At 60.9% G+C, this 15,935-nt stretch carries 14 protein-coding genes; 9 read left to right on the top strand and 5 right to left on the bottom strand.

The window, feature by feature from the left end:
- Positions 1 to 423: 423 nt before the first annotated feature.
- Positions 424 to 1,095, bottom strand: coding sequence for a hypothetical protein (locus tag A3AI_RS43490; protein ID WP_156927964.1), 672 nt, complete (start codon positions 1,093 to 1,095; stop codon positions 424 to 426).
- Between the two features lie 119 nt (positions 1,096 to 1,214).
- On the opposite strand from A3AI_RS43490, the gene A3AI_RS0127500 reads away from it, so the two are divergent.
- Positions 1,215 to 1,607 (top strand): hypothetical protein, encoded by a 393-nt coding sequence (locus A3AI_RS0127500; RefSeq protein ID WP_156927963.1) that lies wholly within the window; start codon positions 1,215 to 1,217, stop codon positions 1,605 to 1,607.
- 1,460 nt (positions 1,608 to 3,067) lie between these two features.
- Positions 3,068 to 3,346 carry a hypothetical protein gene (locus A3AI_RS0127495; RefSeq protein ID WP_024518673.1) on the top strand — a complete coding sequence of 93 codons (279 nt, stop codon included), beginning with the start codon at positions 3,068 to 3,070 and terminating at the stop codon, positions 3,344 to 3,346.
- A gap of 504 nt (positions 3,347 to 3,850) precedes the next feature.
- Here A3AI_RS0127495 and A3AI_RS45455 read toward each other — a convergent pair.
- On the bottom strand, positions 3,851 to 4,669 hold the full coding sequence (locus A3AI_RS45455) for a lytic transglycosylase domain-containing protein (protein ID WP_156927962.1): 819 nt from the start codon (positions 4,667 to 4,669) through the stop codon (positions 3,851 to 3,853).
- Between the two features lie 187 nt (positions 4,670 to 4,856).
- Positions 4,857 to 5,126, bottom strand: coding sequence for a hypothetical protein (locus tag A3AI_RS0127485; protein WP_024518671.1), 270 nt, complete (start codon positions 5,124 to 5,126; stop codon positions 4,857 to 4,859).
- Positions 5,127 to 5,263: 137 nt separating this feature from the next.
- Here A3AI_RS0127485 and A3AI_RS0127480 point away from each other — a divergent pair, with 137 nt between their 5' ends.
- From A3AI_RS0127480 to A3AI_RS0127465, 4 genes are all read left to right on the top strand, one after another.
- Positions 5,264 to 5,899: a hypothetical protein gene (locus tag A3AI_RS0127480; RefSeq protein WP_036049703.1), complete on the top strand. Its 636-nt coding sequence runs from the start codon at positions 5,264 to 5,266 to the stop codon at positions 5,897 to 5,899.
- Positions 5,900 to 6,846: 947 nt separating this feature from the next.
- The gene (locus A3AI_RS0127475; protein WP_198030220.1) at positions 6,847 to 7,311 is read left to right on the top strand and encodes a (2Fe-2S)-binding protein; all 465 of its coding nucleotides are present in this window, start codon (positions 6,847 to 6,849) and stop codon (positions 7,309 to 7,311) included.
- 1 nt (position 7,312) lies between these two features.
- Positions 7,313 to 9,568: a xanthine dehydrogenase family protein molybdopterin-binding subunit gene (locus tag A3AI_RS0127470; RefSeq protein ID WP_024518668.1), complete on the top strand. Its 2,256-nt coding sequence runs from the start codon at positions 7,313 to 7,315 to the stop codon at positions 9,566 to 9,568.
- A 16-nt stretch (positions 9,569 to 9,584) separates the two neighbouring features.
- Positions 9,585 to 10,217: a hypothetical protein gene (locus A3AI_RS0127465; RefSeq protein ID WP_024518667.1), complete on the top strand. Its 633-nt coding sequence runs from the start codon at positions 9,585 to 9,587 to the stop codon at positions 10,215 to 10,217.
- A gap of 109 nt (positions 10,218 to 10,326) precedes the next feature.
- Here A3AI_RS0127465 and A3AI_RS0127460 read toward each other — a convergent pair whose 3' ends face one another.
- Both A3AI_RS0127460 and A3AI_RS50010 read right to left on the bottom strand, forming a co-directional pair.
- Positions 10,327 to 11,088, bottom strand: a complete 762-nt coding sequence (locus tag A3AI_RS0127460; RefSeq protein ID WP_024518666.1) for an alpha/beta fold hydrolase — start codon at positions 11,086 to 11,088, stop codon at positions 10,327 to 10,329.
- A gap of 479 nt (positions 11,089 to 11,567) precedes the next feature.
- Positions 11,568 to 12,158 (bottom strand): LysR family transcriptional regulator, encoded by a 591-nt coding sequence (locus A3AI_RS50010; protein ID WP_024518665.1) that lies wholly within the window; start codon positions 12,156 to 12,158, stop codon positions 11,568 to 11,570.
- A gap of 97 nt (positions 12,159 to 12,255) precedes the next feature.
- Here A3AI_RS50010 and A3AI_RS0127450 point away from each other — a divergent pair, with 97 nt between their 5' ends.
- From A3AI_RS0127450 to A3AI_RS0127435, 3 genes are all read left to right on the top strand, one after another.
- A complete protein-coding gene (locus tag A3AI_RS0127450) occupies positions 12,256 to 13,524 on the top strand; it encodes an MFS transporter (protein WP_051382505.1) in 1,269 nt (422 codons plus the stop codon).
- 160 nt (positions 13,525 to 13,684) lie between these two features.
- Positions 13,685 to 13,813, top strand: a complete 129-nt coding sequence (locus A3AI_RS49420) for a hypothetical protein (RefSeq protein WP_349509704.1) — start codon at positions 13,685 to 13,687, stop codon at positions 13,811 to 13,813.
- Positions 13,814 to 14,528: 715 nt separating this feature from the next.
- Positions 14,529 to 14,909, top strand: a complete 381-nt coding sequence (locus A3AI_RS0127435) for a hypothetical protein (RefSeq protein ID WP_024518662.1) — start codon at positions 14,529 to 14,531, stop codon at positions 14,907 to 14,909.
- The last annotated feature ends 1,026 nt before the right edge of the window (positions 14,910 to 15,935 follow it).

Here is a 15,935-nt window from a genome sequence, read left to right as displayed (position 1 = left end):
TGATTCAATCAGAACCGGACATGCTCTAAGAGCGTTTTCGAGCGAAGTGGGGACCGGTTCGCGTGAAGAAAACGCGTCAAAACAAGAATCCAGAGCTGCGGTTCTGATTCAATCAGAACCGGAGCTCTGGCGTTCACAAGACGCGTTTCGTGTTCAGCGATGCTGGACGGGCTGCTCCATCTGTTGCAGCCAGCGCGGCTCCCCGCAGGGGCAGGGAGGGAGAGGCAGGGAAGTCCGACAGATTGGCGAAGTGGGTGGCGATCCGCGCTGTAAGGAGCGGCGTCCGGGACATGAATTTCGGCACGGGAGGCAGCATCGCCGGCGACGCAAAGCAAGGCGTCGCTCGGGCCGCTGATTGGCTGCAACTGAGGATCGTGCTCGGCTCGTGCCGCCGTTAGCTTCGTGGAAAACGAATGATCGCCGTCATGCCTTGTTTGCGCTGCCTGCGGCGATTCCGGCTCCGGCCATGCCCCCGGCCACTGCGCCACCCGCGCCGATAAGCGCTTCCTTTTTATGTTTTCCGATAAACTTCGCCGTCTTTTTCGCAACGTCCGCCGTCGATTCCGCAGCCGATTTCGCCAATGTGACGAATTTCTTCCCGGTGCTGGTCTGGGGCGATCCGGTCGCGCCATCGGCTAGCGAGCCATCATCAGCTCCAGGCGAATGCGTCGAAGGGCCGTCAGCAGGGAAATGCGTCGGCGTCGGTGATCCGCCACCAACAAGGGTATGCGTCGACGTGTTGCCAGCAGGGAAACGCGTCGGTGATCCGTCAGCAGAGGGACGCGTCGCCGCGCCGCCACCAGGGGTTTGCATCGGCGTGTTGCCATCAAAGGGATGCGTCGGCGTGCTGCTAGCGAAGACATGCGCCGACGTTTTGCCACGCAAGTAAAGGTTAATTAATACTTGGGGGTGGACGTGCCCCTCTTGCTTCTGCGCCGCATTCGGCTCGCGAATGTTCTTGAGGTTTGTCTGGAAGTCCTCCTCGAGGCCCACATGGCCTCCCGCCGCGTTGCCTGACGCCGCCCCGAACTCATGACCAGCTGTTGAACCAAAATGAGTTGCTGAGTTAGTTACTGACTCAAATTCGACAGGCATTTTCGCACCCTCCAGACAAGCGGCTCGATCCGTATTGAGCATAAAGCAAGCCTCGTCGCCGCGTTAGGCTCGTTTGCATACGCTAAGCTCTCAATTTGCGCCAATCAACGAAATTGCCGTTGCATCTGAAACGAAGCGGCTCTTGTGAACGACCGGATTTCTGGGGCGTGCTGGCCCGCCTCGACGGGCATCGTGACCGCGCTGCTGCGGACATCGTGAAAATGGCCGAAGCCTTCGATCCAACCACCGCGTGTCGCCTTGACTGCGCGATCTCGCCCGGGCGTGAGCAGTTGGCCGCGGATGCGTGGCGCGCGCATTCGACGTTCATCCGCCGGATCAATACGCGGGTGGCGACCGCCGTGGCGCGGTTCAAGGGTTACAAACGCAATCCCTTTTGCTTTGACAGCAAACAGCAACACAGGAGATTGTCGTTGCGCGTTGAGTTGGCGGATTGGGCTCAGGCTGCGGCGATGGCCGTGTCAGTCCTCTTCGGCATTCAAGCAATGCGTTGACGGCGGAAGACTGATGTCCTTCGTCGAATTACCAGGAAGAAGATGACAACATGCCTGCAATCGGTCGAGCAGCGTCAGGTGACGGAGTCCATGAGGCTGATGCCTCGATGACGAGTGCGCCCCGCGAAGGCGAAGATGAGTTCGGGACTGAGCTTGAACGGAGCCACCAGCTTGGGCTTCCGGGGGCCGCATCTGCGGAGACCAGGGCTTTGAGTCTGCCGCCTCCGTCAATCTCATCGGACGCCGAAAAGCGAGCTCGCCGGCATGGGGTCCGAATTCCCGAAGGGGGCAGGTTAAGTGTGCCCCACCAACAGTTCGTCCCCAATAGACGCAACAGCGCACCTGCACCTGTGGGACCTCGGAGTCCGCCATCAAGCCCGAGGCGCGCGGACACCGCGCCGGAGGAGTCGCGGGCCACACCAAAGCCCGTTCCCGGCTCGCCGCCTGAGATACGGGCAACCGAGTCTCCGTCGCAGGGCCAATCCGCATCGTCTCTGCAGAATGCGCCAGAACTGACACTCACGCCGCCAGGGTCAGCTACGTCTCAGAAGGTGGTCTTCGATGAATCGCAAGAAGAGCATGTTGCCACACCCCCAATGGTATTGGGGAATGCATCTGCGGAGACCAGGGCTTTGAGTCTGCCGACTCCGTCAATCTCATCGAACGCCGAAAAGCGAGCTCGCCGGCATGGGGTCCTAATTCCCCAAGGGGGCAGGTTAAGTGCGCCCCACCAACAGTTCGTCGTCAATAGAAGCAACAGCGCACCTGTACCTTTGGGAGCTCGGAGTCCGTCACCAAGCCCGAAGCGCGCGGACACCGCGCCGGAGGAGTCGCCGGCCACACCAAAGCCCGTTCCCGGCTCGCCGCCTGAGATACGGGCAGCCGAGTCTCCGTCGCAGATCAAACCGGCGAGCGCAGGCTCGCCTAAGTCACCGGGAATGAGACGGCCTGTAGGTGGGCGCCAACAGTTAAAGCTAAAGCCGTTAGAGGTGGGCACGGAGCCTCCTCCGTCGGAGGGGCCTCCGAGCAAGTCGCCAAAACTGATAGTCACGCCAGCGACACCTACTAATGGCGCGTTTACTAAGGGCGCGTTCGTCGAATCGCCTGAGCAGATGAAGTCAGCTGACAGGTTAGCTGTCCCCGGGAGCTTACCCCAGAATACCCCCAATCGCGATAGAGCCTACACTGCACCGTCAAGGGTACCGGGCAGTCCACCTGTGATGGGACAGCCTGCAGGTACGCGTCCGCGCGCGTCGTCGGCCACAACGGCTCGGTCAAAACCGTTGGAGGAGGGCGGGTCGGCGGGTGCGCCTCGGAGCAACTCGCCAGAACTGAGAGTTACGCCAACGCCACCTGAAATTATACCCAAGGAACGTCGGATTCGGATTGGCACAGATACCGCGCCCGTTCCCGGCTCAAGTACCGCGCCCGTTCCCGGCCCGCCTGAGCCGCAGGAGAGCATGGAGTTCATCGAGCCGGAGACTGGAAACCCAGGTAAGAAGCGCGCCGCCGGACCCGCCGCCCCCGACGATTTCCCATCCGACGCTGTTGAAGACATCAATAAAAAAGAGGAAGCGGTAGAAACAGTATTGGGGCCACGCGGAGTGAGATGGGTGCTAGGACAGTATCATGAGGGGCGCTCGTTGTCCGATATAAGCTACTGGTTGTCGGACTTAGCACACGTCGATCGCGACACCGCAACCAGACTGGTCAAAGAGGTCTTGCTCGAGCAGGAGTGAAAATTCAGGCACGTCTTCGATTTGAACGCCTCCCTGACGGACGGGCCGCGACGCGCGATGCAATATGACGCCCGTCATTACAAGAATCCAGAGCCCCGGTTCTGATTCAATCAGAACCGGAAATGCTCTCTAGCGCCTTGCCAACTGCATTGACGGGGGAGGCCGGACCGCCGATCGAGGCGGAAATTGCGCGCGCTGACCCAGCAGATAAGGGTGGAGAATTTACTTTTGGAGGGCGCCACGTATTATTTACTTTTGGGGGCGCCACGTATTCACGGCGGGCTGTCCCTATCATGCCCTCACAAAAGCCGCTTACATCGCGAAAAGTCGCTTACATCGCGAACAGATCCGAATCGAGGTGCGCTGCTGCGCGGTCGATGTCAAGACCTTGTCTGTCGCGTTCTCAATTGGACCACCGGGGTCGGCGGCTTTGCGTGCCAGCTCAATCAACGGTGGTCAAGCAACAGAGACCCGACGAGCCAAACCCAATCAAGCCTGGAGAGGCTATCCCGTCTCCATACTGGAGATGATAGCGTTGACGGAGCGAACGTAGTTGGGATCGCCAATTCCGCCGGGCGCGATATTCGGATCGGACAGGTCAACGCTTCCTGAATTGTAAGCGCGCAACGCGTCATCCACATTCCCGTTGTATTGGTTCAGGAGATCGCTCATCAGATAGGCCCCCGCCGAAATATTCGTGGCCGGATCGCTCAGCGATCCTCCTTGCAGCTCCGGATGTTTGCGCTGCAGATCCGCAAACGTATCAGGATTCACCTGCAACAGGCCGACGTCGGTCTTGCCATTTCCGGGGTTTGTCGAGTTCGCAAACTTATCGCCGCCCGACTCTTGCATGATCTGAGCTGCGATGATGACTGCAGGTACACCCGTGGCACGCGAGGCCGCATCAATCATCGCTGCGTATGGCCGTACGCCAGCCGGCAGATTGAGCGACTGCGCTCCGCCGCCAGAGACCGAGTAGCCGCCTGGTGCGGCTGCATTGTCGCTGGATGAACTCTGCGCGGTATTCCGCGCGAAGGTGTTTGGGCCAGCCGAGGCGTCCGTCGAAGCGCCGCCGTAATGGTGACAAGCGTCATGTCCGGGCCCGAGCACCTGCGCCTTGACGGCATCGAACTGCTGCTCCAGGGCGGCGTCATACGCGCGTGCTCCAGCGGGGTCGTTGATCTTGGCAGCACGCTCCAACGCCTCGATCTGATCGTGATAGCTCTGAAGATAGCTACGCGCGTCTAACGTGCTGTTCATGCTGCTTCGCTGCTCCGGGTGAATAGCGCGACACTGGACGGGCTTTGAGTCCCCATCAAGCACAATTCGCCTACCGATGTAACGGAGACGGCGACACGCACGAACACAAGGGGGCGTCTCATGGCGGGCAGGTCCAGTTTGTTGCCGCGGTCCTGGCACGCATGCCAGAGTGTTTTCGAGCGAAGTGGGGACCGGTTCGCGTGAAGAAAACGCGTCAAAGCAAGAATCCAGAGCTCCGGTTCTGATTCAATCAGAACCGCAAATGCTCCAGGGACGTGATTATAAACGCGAAGCCTTTGCGGAGATCATGCTCCATGTTGCGGCGGGATGACGATTCAAGAAAGTCGTCGCGCTCTATGCTTTGCTTTGAGGCGGACAAGCAATTGCATGCGAAATGCAATGCGACGACCATTCTATCTTTTCCGGCGGCACCATAGTCGTCGCCAGACTCGCCGAGGCTCTTGCAGGCGATGGCTGCGACGAGGAGCAGGATGTAGAAGCCCGAAAATTTCGATGGCACAGTAGATCCGACTCTTCAGCAGTATGGCGTTTGCCAAACTGCTGCTGGCGGGTATCAACGAATATTGAATTGCCGATGCGATCTGCGAGTCTAAAACGATTGGACGCTTGATGACGTCGGATGGAGAAGGAATCGTCATGGTCCATGCTTTTACGAGTATTACGCAGACACCTTATGCGAGTTTTGAGAACTCGCCGAGGAGTTATGGCGATGAAACGGCCCCGGCAATATTCAAGAAGACAATGGACGATGTTTCCGCGAATGGCACCAGCAAGCAGACGCTGGAGGAAGATGCCCGGGAGTTAAAGGCTCTGATCAAAGACGATCCGCAATATAAGAATACCAATATAGCTGTAGATAACATGGTCAGGAGTCTTGATGACGGAACTTATAGCCAGCAAGGGACTCAGGGCGCCCTGGAGGGGGCCGCGATAAGGGACGCGATGCCGGGCTTAACGAATATGCCCGTCATCGCTGGCACGGCTTACCTATATAGCCAGAATAACGGCTACTACGATGGCGGTAGCGACAAGGAAACGAAATTAGGATCTGTGGGCGCCAATATGAATATTCTCCAGGACGAGGTATCTGGCGGCGCGCCAACGAGCCAATTAATCAATAATGCCAGGGCTGAAAAAGATGAGGCGCATGAGGCGGGAAAACCGGCCTTCGAGGAAGCCGCGGAGTACATTGAAACGAGCGCGGAGGGCGGCACTCTCGATCCGAAAATAGCCCAAGACTTGATAAACAAAGCCTGGAACGAGGAAGGCTAATCGAAACCCGGTGCTGGCCAGAGCTCGGGCAGGATCGTGTGCTTGACAGGTGCCGGCCGCAGCGGCAGCCGGTTTGATCGGTTGCCGCTGCGACCCAATGTAGCGCACAGTCGTCCTGCAGGGAATTTGGCGGGAGACCGGTGCGATCTGCACCGCGTCGCCAGCCAGACGGTCCGCTCACCCTGAAATTGCTGACGAAACCAGCCCGACGGGGAGCTGCTGCGCAGCTCTGCGACGCATCGCTGCTGCACCGGCTCGCTGCTGCACCGGCGTCGCTCGAAAATGGCATTCTACATCGTTCGCCGCCAATCTGAGCGTCGCGAGGACTCTTCAATAGTGGGAGAGGTAGAGATCCCTAACTGTGCTTGACACGAGAGTTGAACCCGGTCCTGCAATTCCGGCGATGCGCGCGGCAATATTCAGCGCTATTCCGCCGATGTCGTCATCCTTCAATTCGACTTCGCCCGTATTTAGTCCGATGCGCACTCGCGCAATACCGTCCCGCATCGATCGGGACCCGGGTATCTCCAGATCGGTGCAGAACGAGCGCGGGCGTACGGATCATCAGTAAAATGTGCCGCGCATCGATCTCGTTGTCCATCCTGAGCAGCGCGGCTACCGCCGAGGGACTAGCAGCGAGGGACTAGCAGACTGTCGCTCGATGCGTGCGAGCACTGACAACTCGACCGGGCAGCTGCAGTCGTATGGCGGAGAAGCGCCAGAAGCCGGCATGAATGCATCAACGTGTTAGGTCTGATCGCGAACCAACGCGTGGGGTCTTTGCACAATTAGTGGACAATGGTCGCTTCGTCCGAGAAGCCGACGTCTACGATGTCATGCGAGCGAGCGCTTCGTCACTTGGCAGCCAAAGAAGCCTAAGTTACGTTGCTCGGGGTAGAGCTGCTCTGGAAGTGAGGACAACAACATCCGCTAAGGGAGATATCGACATGATCGAGCTCACGGTCAATGGGATCAAGCGCCAGGTCGACGTCGTTCCCGACATGCCTTTGCTGTGGGTGTTGCGCGACGAGCTCGGCATCACGAGTCCCAAATACGGCTGCGGAGTAGCGCAATGCGGCGCCTGCACTGTCCAGATCGACGGAGCGGCTGTTCGGTCCTGCCAGTCGCACGTCGGCGACCTCTCGGGCAAGTCGGTCGTCACGCTCGAAGGGTTGGGAAACAAGGACCAGCATCCGGTTCTGCAGGCCTGGATCGAACACCAGGTTCCGCAATGCGGCTATTGCCAGACCGGCCAGATCATGCAGGCCATTTCGCTTCTTGAACTGATCCCGAGGCCAACGGACGAACAGATCAACGAGGTGATGTCCGGCAATCTATGCCGCTGCGGAACCTATCCGCGCATTCGCGCCGCGATCCACGCGGCTTCGGCAAAGAAGATGGCGGAGAAGTGAAATGAGCGAGCTGCAGAGCGTCTCTCGTCGGGCTTTCGTATTCGGCTCCGCCGCCTTCGCCGGCGGCATCGCTTTCGGTTCCTACGCCGAAGCCGAACCGGCGGCTCCGGCCGCCGCTGGCAATCCGTTGACCGCCGGCCTCGGGCCGAACTCCGTTACCTTCAATCCTTGGGTCGAGGTAAGCCCGGAAAAAATAACGCTGATCGCCCAACACGCCGACATCGGCCAGGGTGTCGGCTCGGTGCAGCCGATGATGATCGCCGAGGAGATGGACCTCGATCCCGGCCAGTTCGAAGTCCGGTTCGCGGGACCCAGCCCCGCCTACTTCAATACCGGATTCGCCGACGAATTCGCGCCGTTCGTGGCGGCGGACCAGAGCCCGGCCGCGGAAGCTGCCCGCGCCGCCGCGCTCGAAAACCTCAGGAAGTCCGGCCTGCAGATGACGGGCGGCTCGAGCACGGTCCCGGACACCTACGGAAAGTTGCGTGTCGCCGGCGCCGTCGCGCGCGAGACGTTGAAGGCCGCCGCGGCGAAGCGTTCGGGCGTTCCTGTCGCCGACATCCGCACCAAGTCCGGCCATGTGGTCCTGCCCGACGGCACCGCAATTCCCTATGTCCAACTCGCGGCGGAAGCGGCGAAGATCCCGCCGGTGCTCGACGCGAAGCCGCGCGACCCATCGCAATGGCGACTGCTCGGCAAGCCGATGATGCGCCTCGATGTGCCGCCAAAGGTCATGGGCGAGCTGAAGTTCGGCATTGACCTGAAAATGGACGGCATGAGGTACGCCTCCGTCAAGCTGAACCCCAACAAGGGCCAGCCGCTGAAGTCGTACGACGCGAGCAAGGCTCGGTTGATGCCGGGGGTCGAGAAGGTCCTCGAAATCAAGAACGGCGTCGCCGTGATCGCGACGAACAGCTGGTACGCCATGAAGGCGGTCGAAGCCATCGATTGCCAGTGGGCGCCCTCGGTGTATCCCGCGGAGCAGGCCGACCATTGGAAGATTCTGGAAGCGTCGTTCAAACCCGAATTCCTGGGCAAGGAGTGGCGGAAGGTCGGCGACGTCGAAGCCGGCTTGAAGGTCGGCACGCCGGTCGAGGCCGAGTATCGCGCGCCCTACGTGGCGCATCAGCCTCTGGAGCCGCTCAACGGCATGGCCATCGTCACCGACGCGGGGATGGAAATCTGGGTCGGCCATCAGAGCCCTCAGTCCGTACAGGCCGTCGCGGCCGCGGCCATCGGCCTCAAACCGGAACAGGTGACCTTCCACAATCAATGGACCGGCGGAAGCTTCGGGCACCGCCTCGAATTCGAGAACGTCCGTGTCCTGGCCGAGATCGCCAATCAAATGCGCGGAACGCCGATCAAGATCGTCTTTTCGCGCGAGGAGGATTTTCTCCAGGACATTCCGCGCCAGATCGCGATCGCCCGACACAAGGGAAGCGTCGACAAGGGGAAGATCGTCGCGGCCGACCTGCAAGTGGCGTCGACGGCCCCGCTGAAGGGGCTGCTCGAACGTTCGCTCATCCCCTCGAAAGGGCCCGACGGCCAATTGGCCGCCGGCCTGTGGAACGTCTACTACGACATCCCGAATTTCCGGGGCACGAGCTACGAGGCGAAGGGGTTGTCGCCGTGCACAACTTGGCGGTCGGTCGGTGCCTCCTCGGCCGGCTTCTTCACCGAAAGCTTCATCGACGAGCTGATCCATGCGGCCGGTCTCGATCCCATGAAGGCGCGCATCGCAATGTGCACGGTTCCGACCTACCGCAAGGTGCTGGAAACGGTCGCGGAGATGTCGGACTGGAAGGGGCCGCTCGGTAGCGGCAAGGGGCGCGGCGTGGCGTTCGTCGAGGCCTTCGGGACGCCGGTGGCCGAAGTCGTCGAAGTGACGGCGACGGACCAGGGCATCAGGATCGACAGGGTCTGGGTCGCGGCCGACGTCGGCAAGGTGGTCGATCCCGTCAACTTCGAGAACCAGGTGCAGGGCGGCGTCGTCTGGGGCCTCGGCCACGCGATCAACTGCGAACTCACCTACGCGAACGGTGCGGTGCAGCAGACCAACTACAACCACCACGAGGCGATGCGGATCTACCAGTGTCCGGTCATCGAGGTTCGCGGGCTCGAGAACGATCCGAAGGTGAGGGGCGTCGGAGAGCCGCCCGTTCCTCCCGCGGCGCCCGCGCTCGCCAACGCGATATTTGCGGCGACCGGAAAGCGCATCCGCGAAATGCCTTTCAACAAGTTCATCGATTTCGTGTGAGGGGAAGGGGCAGGCCATGAAGGGATCTCTGATCGCCGTCGTGATCGCCGCTTCGTCGATCGCGGCCCTCACCGGCATCGTCGCGGCCAAGGACGAGACCAGCAAGGACGCGTTGCCACCGGGCAGCGTCAGCCGCGCCGAAGGGCTGGAGGCCTGGAAGAGGATCGAAGCGGTGGTGACGCATCCGCGTTGCGCCAACTGCCATGTCGACGCCAGAGCGATTCCGATCTGGACGCCGGCGGGCGAGACCAAGCCCCGGGTGCATGGCATGAACATCCACGGCGGAGAGAGCCGCATCGGGGCGGAGCTGCTCGCCTGCTCGACCTGCCACATGACCTCGACCCAGGCCAACGATCCGGCTCCGTCGCCGCCACGCGCCGGCATCCCCTGGCAGCTCGCCCCGGTGGCTTTCATCTGGTTCGGCAAGAGCGGCGCCGAGATCTGTGCGCAACTGAAGGACCCCGCGCGCAATGGCGGCCGCGACGCCGTCGGTCTCCTTCAACACTTGCGGCACGATGAATCGTTAAGCGGCTTCATCCCTCGGGGCTGGGCACCTGGAGCAGGCCGCTCGACGCCGCCGGGTACTTTCGAGGATCATGTCAAAGACGTGGCTCTGTGGGGAGCTGCCGGGCAACCCTGTCCGAATTGACGCCTTCGTTGTCGCCGTCAGTGGGGCTCCGGTGACGTTGCAGGCGATCGCGGCTCGAAGAGTTCGTCCATTTGGCGGAATGCTTATTGTTCTCGAAAACGGCGTTCCATTACTCCGCTGCCTTGATGATCAGCTCGGCGACTTCCTTCGGGAACGACAGCATCGCGACGTGGCTCGACGGCACCTCGATCGCCGTAGCCTTGGCCGCCTTCACTTGGTCGCTTTCCATTTGCGGCGGAATGATCGCATCCTTCGTCGCAACGACCATGAAGGTCGGCTTCTCGCGCCACGCGGCCTGGCTCACTGGAGCGGTAAGGGTCCTGATGTGGAACGGTCCCTGCGTCGCCGCTACGACTGCCTGTTCTTCGGGCGAAAGGTCGGCCGCGAAATATCTCTTGATGCCCTCTTCGCTGATCGTGAGGTAGCCGTCCGGGTCCTTGACGAACGTTTTCAGGCTTTCCGGATCCGGATATTTCGAAGAGGCACTATGCACCGACTCGCCTTTGTCCGGCGCGTAAGCCGCGACATACACGAGCGATTTGACCTTTTCGTCGTTTCCCGCTTCCGTGATGACGGCGCCGGCCCATGAATGGCCGACCAGGACGACAGGACCTTCCGCGTTCCGGATCGCCCGCTTGGTGGCGGCGACGTCGTTGTCCAGCGAGTCGAGCGGGTTCTGGACTGCAATGACCTTGAGTCCGGCCTTTTCGAGATACGGAATGACTTTCTGCCAGCACGACCCGTCCGCAAAAGCACCATGGACAAGGACTGCGGTCTTGGCTTTCAGTTGGGCAGCCGAAGCTGGCGGGCCGATCGCGGCCATCGCGATCAGGAGGAGGCTCAAGCCCACAACGCCTTTGTACGATTTCATAGCTCCGTTCCTTCATCTGGTGGAGATCTTGGTGTTGCCGTCATCGTGATCAGCACGAAGCAATCGAACGCTACGAACGAGAAAGCACCTGTTTACAACATGGAGCGCAGCGAGGCGAGTTCCCGCAGCGCTTCTATCCAACCACGCGCAAAGCGGACGTGCGACTCCAATGACATGGCAAAGGACCAGAAGGCGACATCGTTCCTAGCAGCTGTGCGTCGCACATGCTCAGCGATGCTGACCCATCAACTGACTGTGGTACCGTGGGCGTCTCTGAGAGCGCTTGACCTCAAACGGCCGATTAGGGAAGCAGGCGTCCCCAAGCCGTTGCTTGGGGCCCAGTAGCGGTCCTCTCGGCGCATTGGACGCCATGCTGATCTGCGCCCGACCAAGAATGGACACAAGCGCTGTGTTCGAGCAGAAAAGAAAGGCCTAGATGGTCTGGCTGCTGTGCTTGCCGTGTCGACGACCGGTGGTGCCTAGGTTGTGGTAGTGGGTTCGAGTTCGACGTGGCCAAGCAGGCAGCAACGCAGGGTTTCGATCTCGGGACAATCCGCGGTACCGAGCGGGCCTATCAGAAAGCCATTCTCTAGAGGCTCGCACCTGTAACCCGGATACCGCCGCAACCTTTCCGCTATCACCACATCGACCTTGCCCTCGATGAGTTCGTGCAGGCCAGCCGGCTGGCTGAGGCGAATGGCTACCTGTGGCTGGGCCTGGCGGAACTGCGCCAGGCGCGTGCGCAGCCCATCAACGTCGAAACTGGCATGCAGGCCGATATGCAGCAGACTCGTGACGCCCTCAGGCCTGAGCTCGACGGTGGCGTCGGCAAGACAACGAAACGCCTGACGTACCCGCACTAGATAGGTTTCCCCTGCAGCAGTCAGGATTACTTGCCGCGTCAGCCGCTCGAACAGCTGCACCCCAAGCCGCTCCTCCAGCAGGCGGACTTGCTGGCTGACGGCACCGGCAGTGACGTGCAGCTCATGGGCGGCCTGCTTGAAGCTGAGATGGCGGGCGGCGGCCTCAAAGGCGCGCAGGGCATTGAGTGGCGGCAGCAGATAGGTCATGGCCGGCTCCGAGATATGCGGTGGGCCGCAGGGTGCATGAGTTTTGCTCGCTCGACAAAAGAGAAATCCTGCTTTGTCGCTGGTGAAGGCGGGCCGTATGGCTGACTTACACAACAAACCTCTGGAAGCCCACCAAGTGCCGCCTGAACTGCCGTCGAACGAGACTTCGTATTCCTGGATCCGCCTCGCCGTCTCCATCACCCTCAGCACACTGGGCTGCGTGGGCATGTGGTCTCTAGTGGTTGCGCTGCCGGCAGTGCAAACCGATTTCAACGTGCCTCGCGCCGACGCGACTCTGCCCTACACGCTCACCACCGTCGGCTTCATGATCGGCGGCATCATTGTCGGCCGATTGGCGGATCGCTTCGGCATCTTGCCACCACTAGCCGGGGGCACGATCCTAATGAGCCTCGGTTACGTCCTCACTGCCTCCGCTCCGAGCCTGCCCGTTTTCGCGGTTGTCTCCGGCGTCACCATCGGCCTCGGCGCGGCGGCGAGCTTCGCGCCGTTGGTGGCCGACGCCTCGCTGTGGTTCGATAGGCACCGCGGCCTCGCCATCTCCTTAGCTACCGCCGGCAGCTCTCTTGCCGGCGTGGTCTGGCCACCAATCGTCCAACATTTCATCGCTGAGGTCGGCTGGCGCCAGACCCATATCGGCATCGGCATATTCTGCCTGGCGACCATGCTGCCGCTCGCCCTGGTTCTGCGGCGGCGGCCGATATTCCGCAAGACTTCCGTCGAAGCCGCAAACACCGCCAATGTCAGCCGAGCTATTGGCTTGGCGCCGAATGTCGCCCAAGGTTTGCTGGCCTTCGCTGGTCTGTGCTGCTGCGTTGCCATGTCGATGCCGCAGGTCCACCTGGTCGCCTACTGTGCCGATTTAGGATATGGCCCTGCGCGCGGCGCCGAGATGCTGGCGCTAATGCTCGGCTTTGGTGTGGCGAGCCGTCTGATCTTCGGCTGGGTGTTGGACCGCATCGGCGGCCTGCCAAGCTTGCTGCTGGGCTCGACCATGCAGGCTATTGCACTCGCGCTCTATCTGCCGTTCGACGGGCTGGTTTCACTCTATGTCATTTCCGCCGTTTTCGGCCTGACGCAAGGTGGCATCGTGCCGAGCTATGCGGTGATCATCCGTGAGCTGTTCCCGGCGCAGGAGGCCGGTCTTCGTGTCAGCGTCGCCATCTCAACCACGCTCGCTGGCATGGCGCTGGGCGGCTGGCTGGCTGGCGCGATCTACGACTGGACCGGTTCCTACGCAGCGGCGCTGGTCAGTGGCATCGCCTGGAACATCGTGAACATGGCGATCGCATTCTGGCTGCTCCACCGCATGCGCCGGCGTGCTGTCGGCGCCCTCGCTGCGGCCTAGACCAGACCTGCTACCTGACCGGCGGTGAATACACGGTCAAGAAAGCTCGCAATCAAGGAGCTGGCAATCGGATTGGCATCTCCACCTACGCCCATTAACGTTCGCCAAGCAAGCAGGTCGCCGAACGTCGGTTGGCCGGGAGGAACAGGAAGAGTTCTGGTTGCCAAACATCCACTTCCCGCGCAGCATCAAGAACAAGCCCGAACGCATCACGCTCGAAACCGAGCGCTTCCTGCGCCGCAACACCATCACGAAGTGCAAGTTAAACCCGTTCTTTGATGCGCGATGAACATGTGCGAGCGGGCAGTGGATATCGCCGAAGTGGCGGTAATCGCCATCGCTGCCGGTATGCGGGTCGAAGCCGCTCCTCCTCCGGACTTGGTCGAGCGCATGCGCGCGTCACTTCCAGCAATGCAATTGGCCAAAACAAAACGCCCGAGTGGCCGATCAAAAGCATAACTGGGCCGCTCTGAATGAGGTAGGCTCTGATTGCGGAGTTCCAAAAGGTGCCAATCAGACCGCCTCCTCCGATACCGTTATACGGGGACTTGGAGCGTGCCCGCCAAATCGCACGCTCCTGGAAGCCCCTCGACCACCTCCATCCCGCTGATGTTGAGGTTGTCGTGAGGGCGATTGCAGAGGGCATCGCCGAGGGCCGCAGACACGGCTTGGAATTGGCGAAGGCGGACATCGAAGCTTGAGTTGGGCAGCGCAGCAAGATGCTGATGGTGTCTCTCGCAATGGACGGCGTCGCCTTCGGCGCAAGTGCTCCTCGATCAGCAAGCGCCGGTGGGCACTATGACCCGGGCTTTCGATTTTCTGACTGACGACCGGAGACTGACGGTGGCTGGTGGCTTATCCGGGTGTCAACTAACAGTGTGTTGAGCGCCATTCTAGCTGGGCAATCACTGTTTGGAGTTTCATCCCAGCGATTCCGATTCGACTCCTGCCGCGCCACCGCCTATCTTCGGCCCATGAGCTGCCTTGGGAAGAGGAGCTGTGTAATGCGTGCCTCGCCGTCGATTGCACCAGAAAACGCTGACGTCGTTTACCTGGTCCTGGACGATCTCGGCGGAAGACTGGGACGGACCTGGCGAGCGACTGACGAGGACGACACCGATCGCGATACCTTGATCCGCGATCTCCTCGACGGGCAGTATCAGAGCCCCGCCTGGATCGTTGCCTTCAACGCCGGGGAGGGATGGTCGAGGGACGCAACACAAGAAATTGCCGACGAGCTGCGCGCCCGCATCGCGGGCGATACCCCAGCCTCGTTGCAGGACTTCCTCGATCGCTATCCACTCCGGTCGACCGCGGGACCGGCCGCTACCTCTCGGCCTCTAGATCCGTGGCCCGGCTCATCGCCGGATGCTTCCGGCGTATAGGTGGGTCGCCAGATCCTGCCAAGCCGGCAGCCAAGATCATCAAGTACAGATAGATGTCGTGGTCGTCGCTGGACGGTACGATCGACGGCGAAAAAAGGTATCGCGCGAACTCAATGAACATCTGTGAACTGGTTCACATTTGATGGCGCGCGCGAGCTGTAGTGTCACTGGGCAGAATGCCAAGTCACTAGGAGGCGTCCATGAAACGTCGGTCTCTAGCGGCAGTCGCAATAACACTGGTTACATTCGGAATGCCCTATGCGGCATCCGCCTGCCCATGTTGTCAGTATGAGGAGCATGTGTCGTTGGGAGGCGCTCAATCGGTTTTCTTCATTTGTCTTCCCAAGATGCCTTGTGCTGACGCTTGCAGACTTGTTTCGCCCGCACGTCTTCCTGCGAATCCGCCGGATTCGCCAGGGCAGTGGGCCGACGATCCCCCGGGCTGGGCGCCTGGCACGTCCCATCTGGACCTTCAGCGACACGTCGATTCAATCAATGATGAGCTTGAGAAACAAGGTTTCAATGCAAAGGTCAGGGACGTCATCCTCGAGCACAGGTGAGTAGCGGCGCGGAGGCAGGCGATTAGCGCGGCGCCGGCCTCGATCAGCCGGACAACGTCGTACATCTCAAGCCAGCCCGGTGACGAGATTGAGCTCGGCCTTGTACTCGGCCGGCGAGCGCCCTTCACATGTATGAGCAGCGTCGCGTAGCGTGACCGCCAGATCGGCTATCCTTGTTTTCCTCGCTAGCCTGGGCCGCCGCGAATGGCGGGTCTTTTTTGTAGTTCCTCGATCGCTCCCGTGGATACGCTAGAACGGCCCCGAGCATGGCGATGCGGCGGGGCCGCCAACCTTGGGGGTTGTCTCCCGGACCAGCTTAGGGAGGGTGAAGTCCGGGAGTACTAGTTTTGACTCTACGCTCGGCACCGGGTTCAACGTCAAATTGTCGCATCGAAAAGCTGCGCGCCAGGTGATCCGCCACCAGACTTCCGCTGAAGGCTTGGGCTTCCGCCCCCGCTCGAACTTC

Origin of the sequence: Bradyrhizobium sp. Tv2a-2 (assembly GCF_000472425.1) — a bacterium.
Classification (GTDB): domain Bacteria; phylum Pseudomonadota; class Alphaproteobacteria; order Rhizobiales; family Xanthobacteraceae; genus Bradyrhizobium.
The sequence above is the reverse complement of the archived record's forward strand: the minus strand, read 5'-3'. Positions and strand labels throughout refer to the sequence as shown.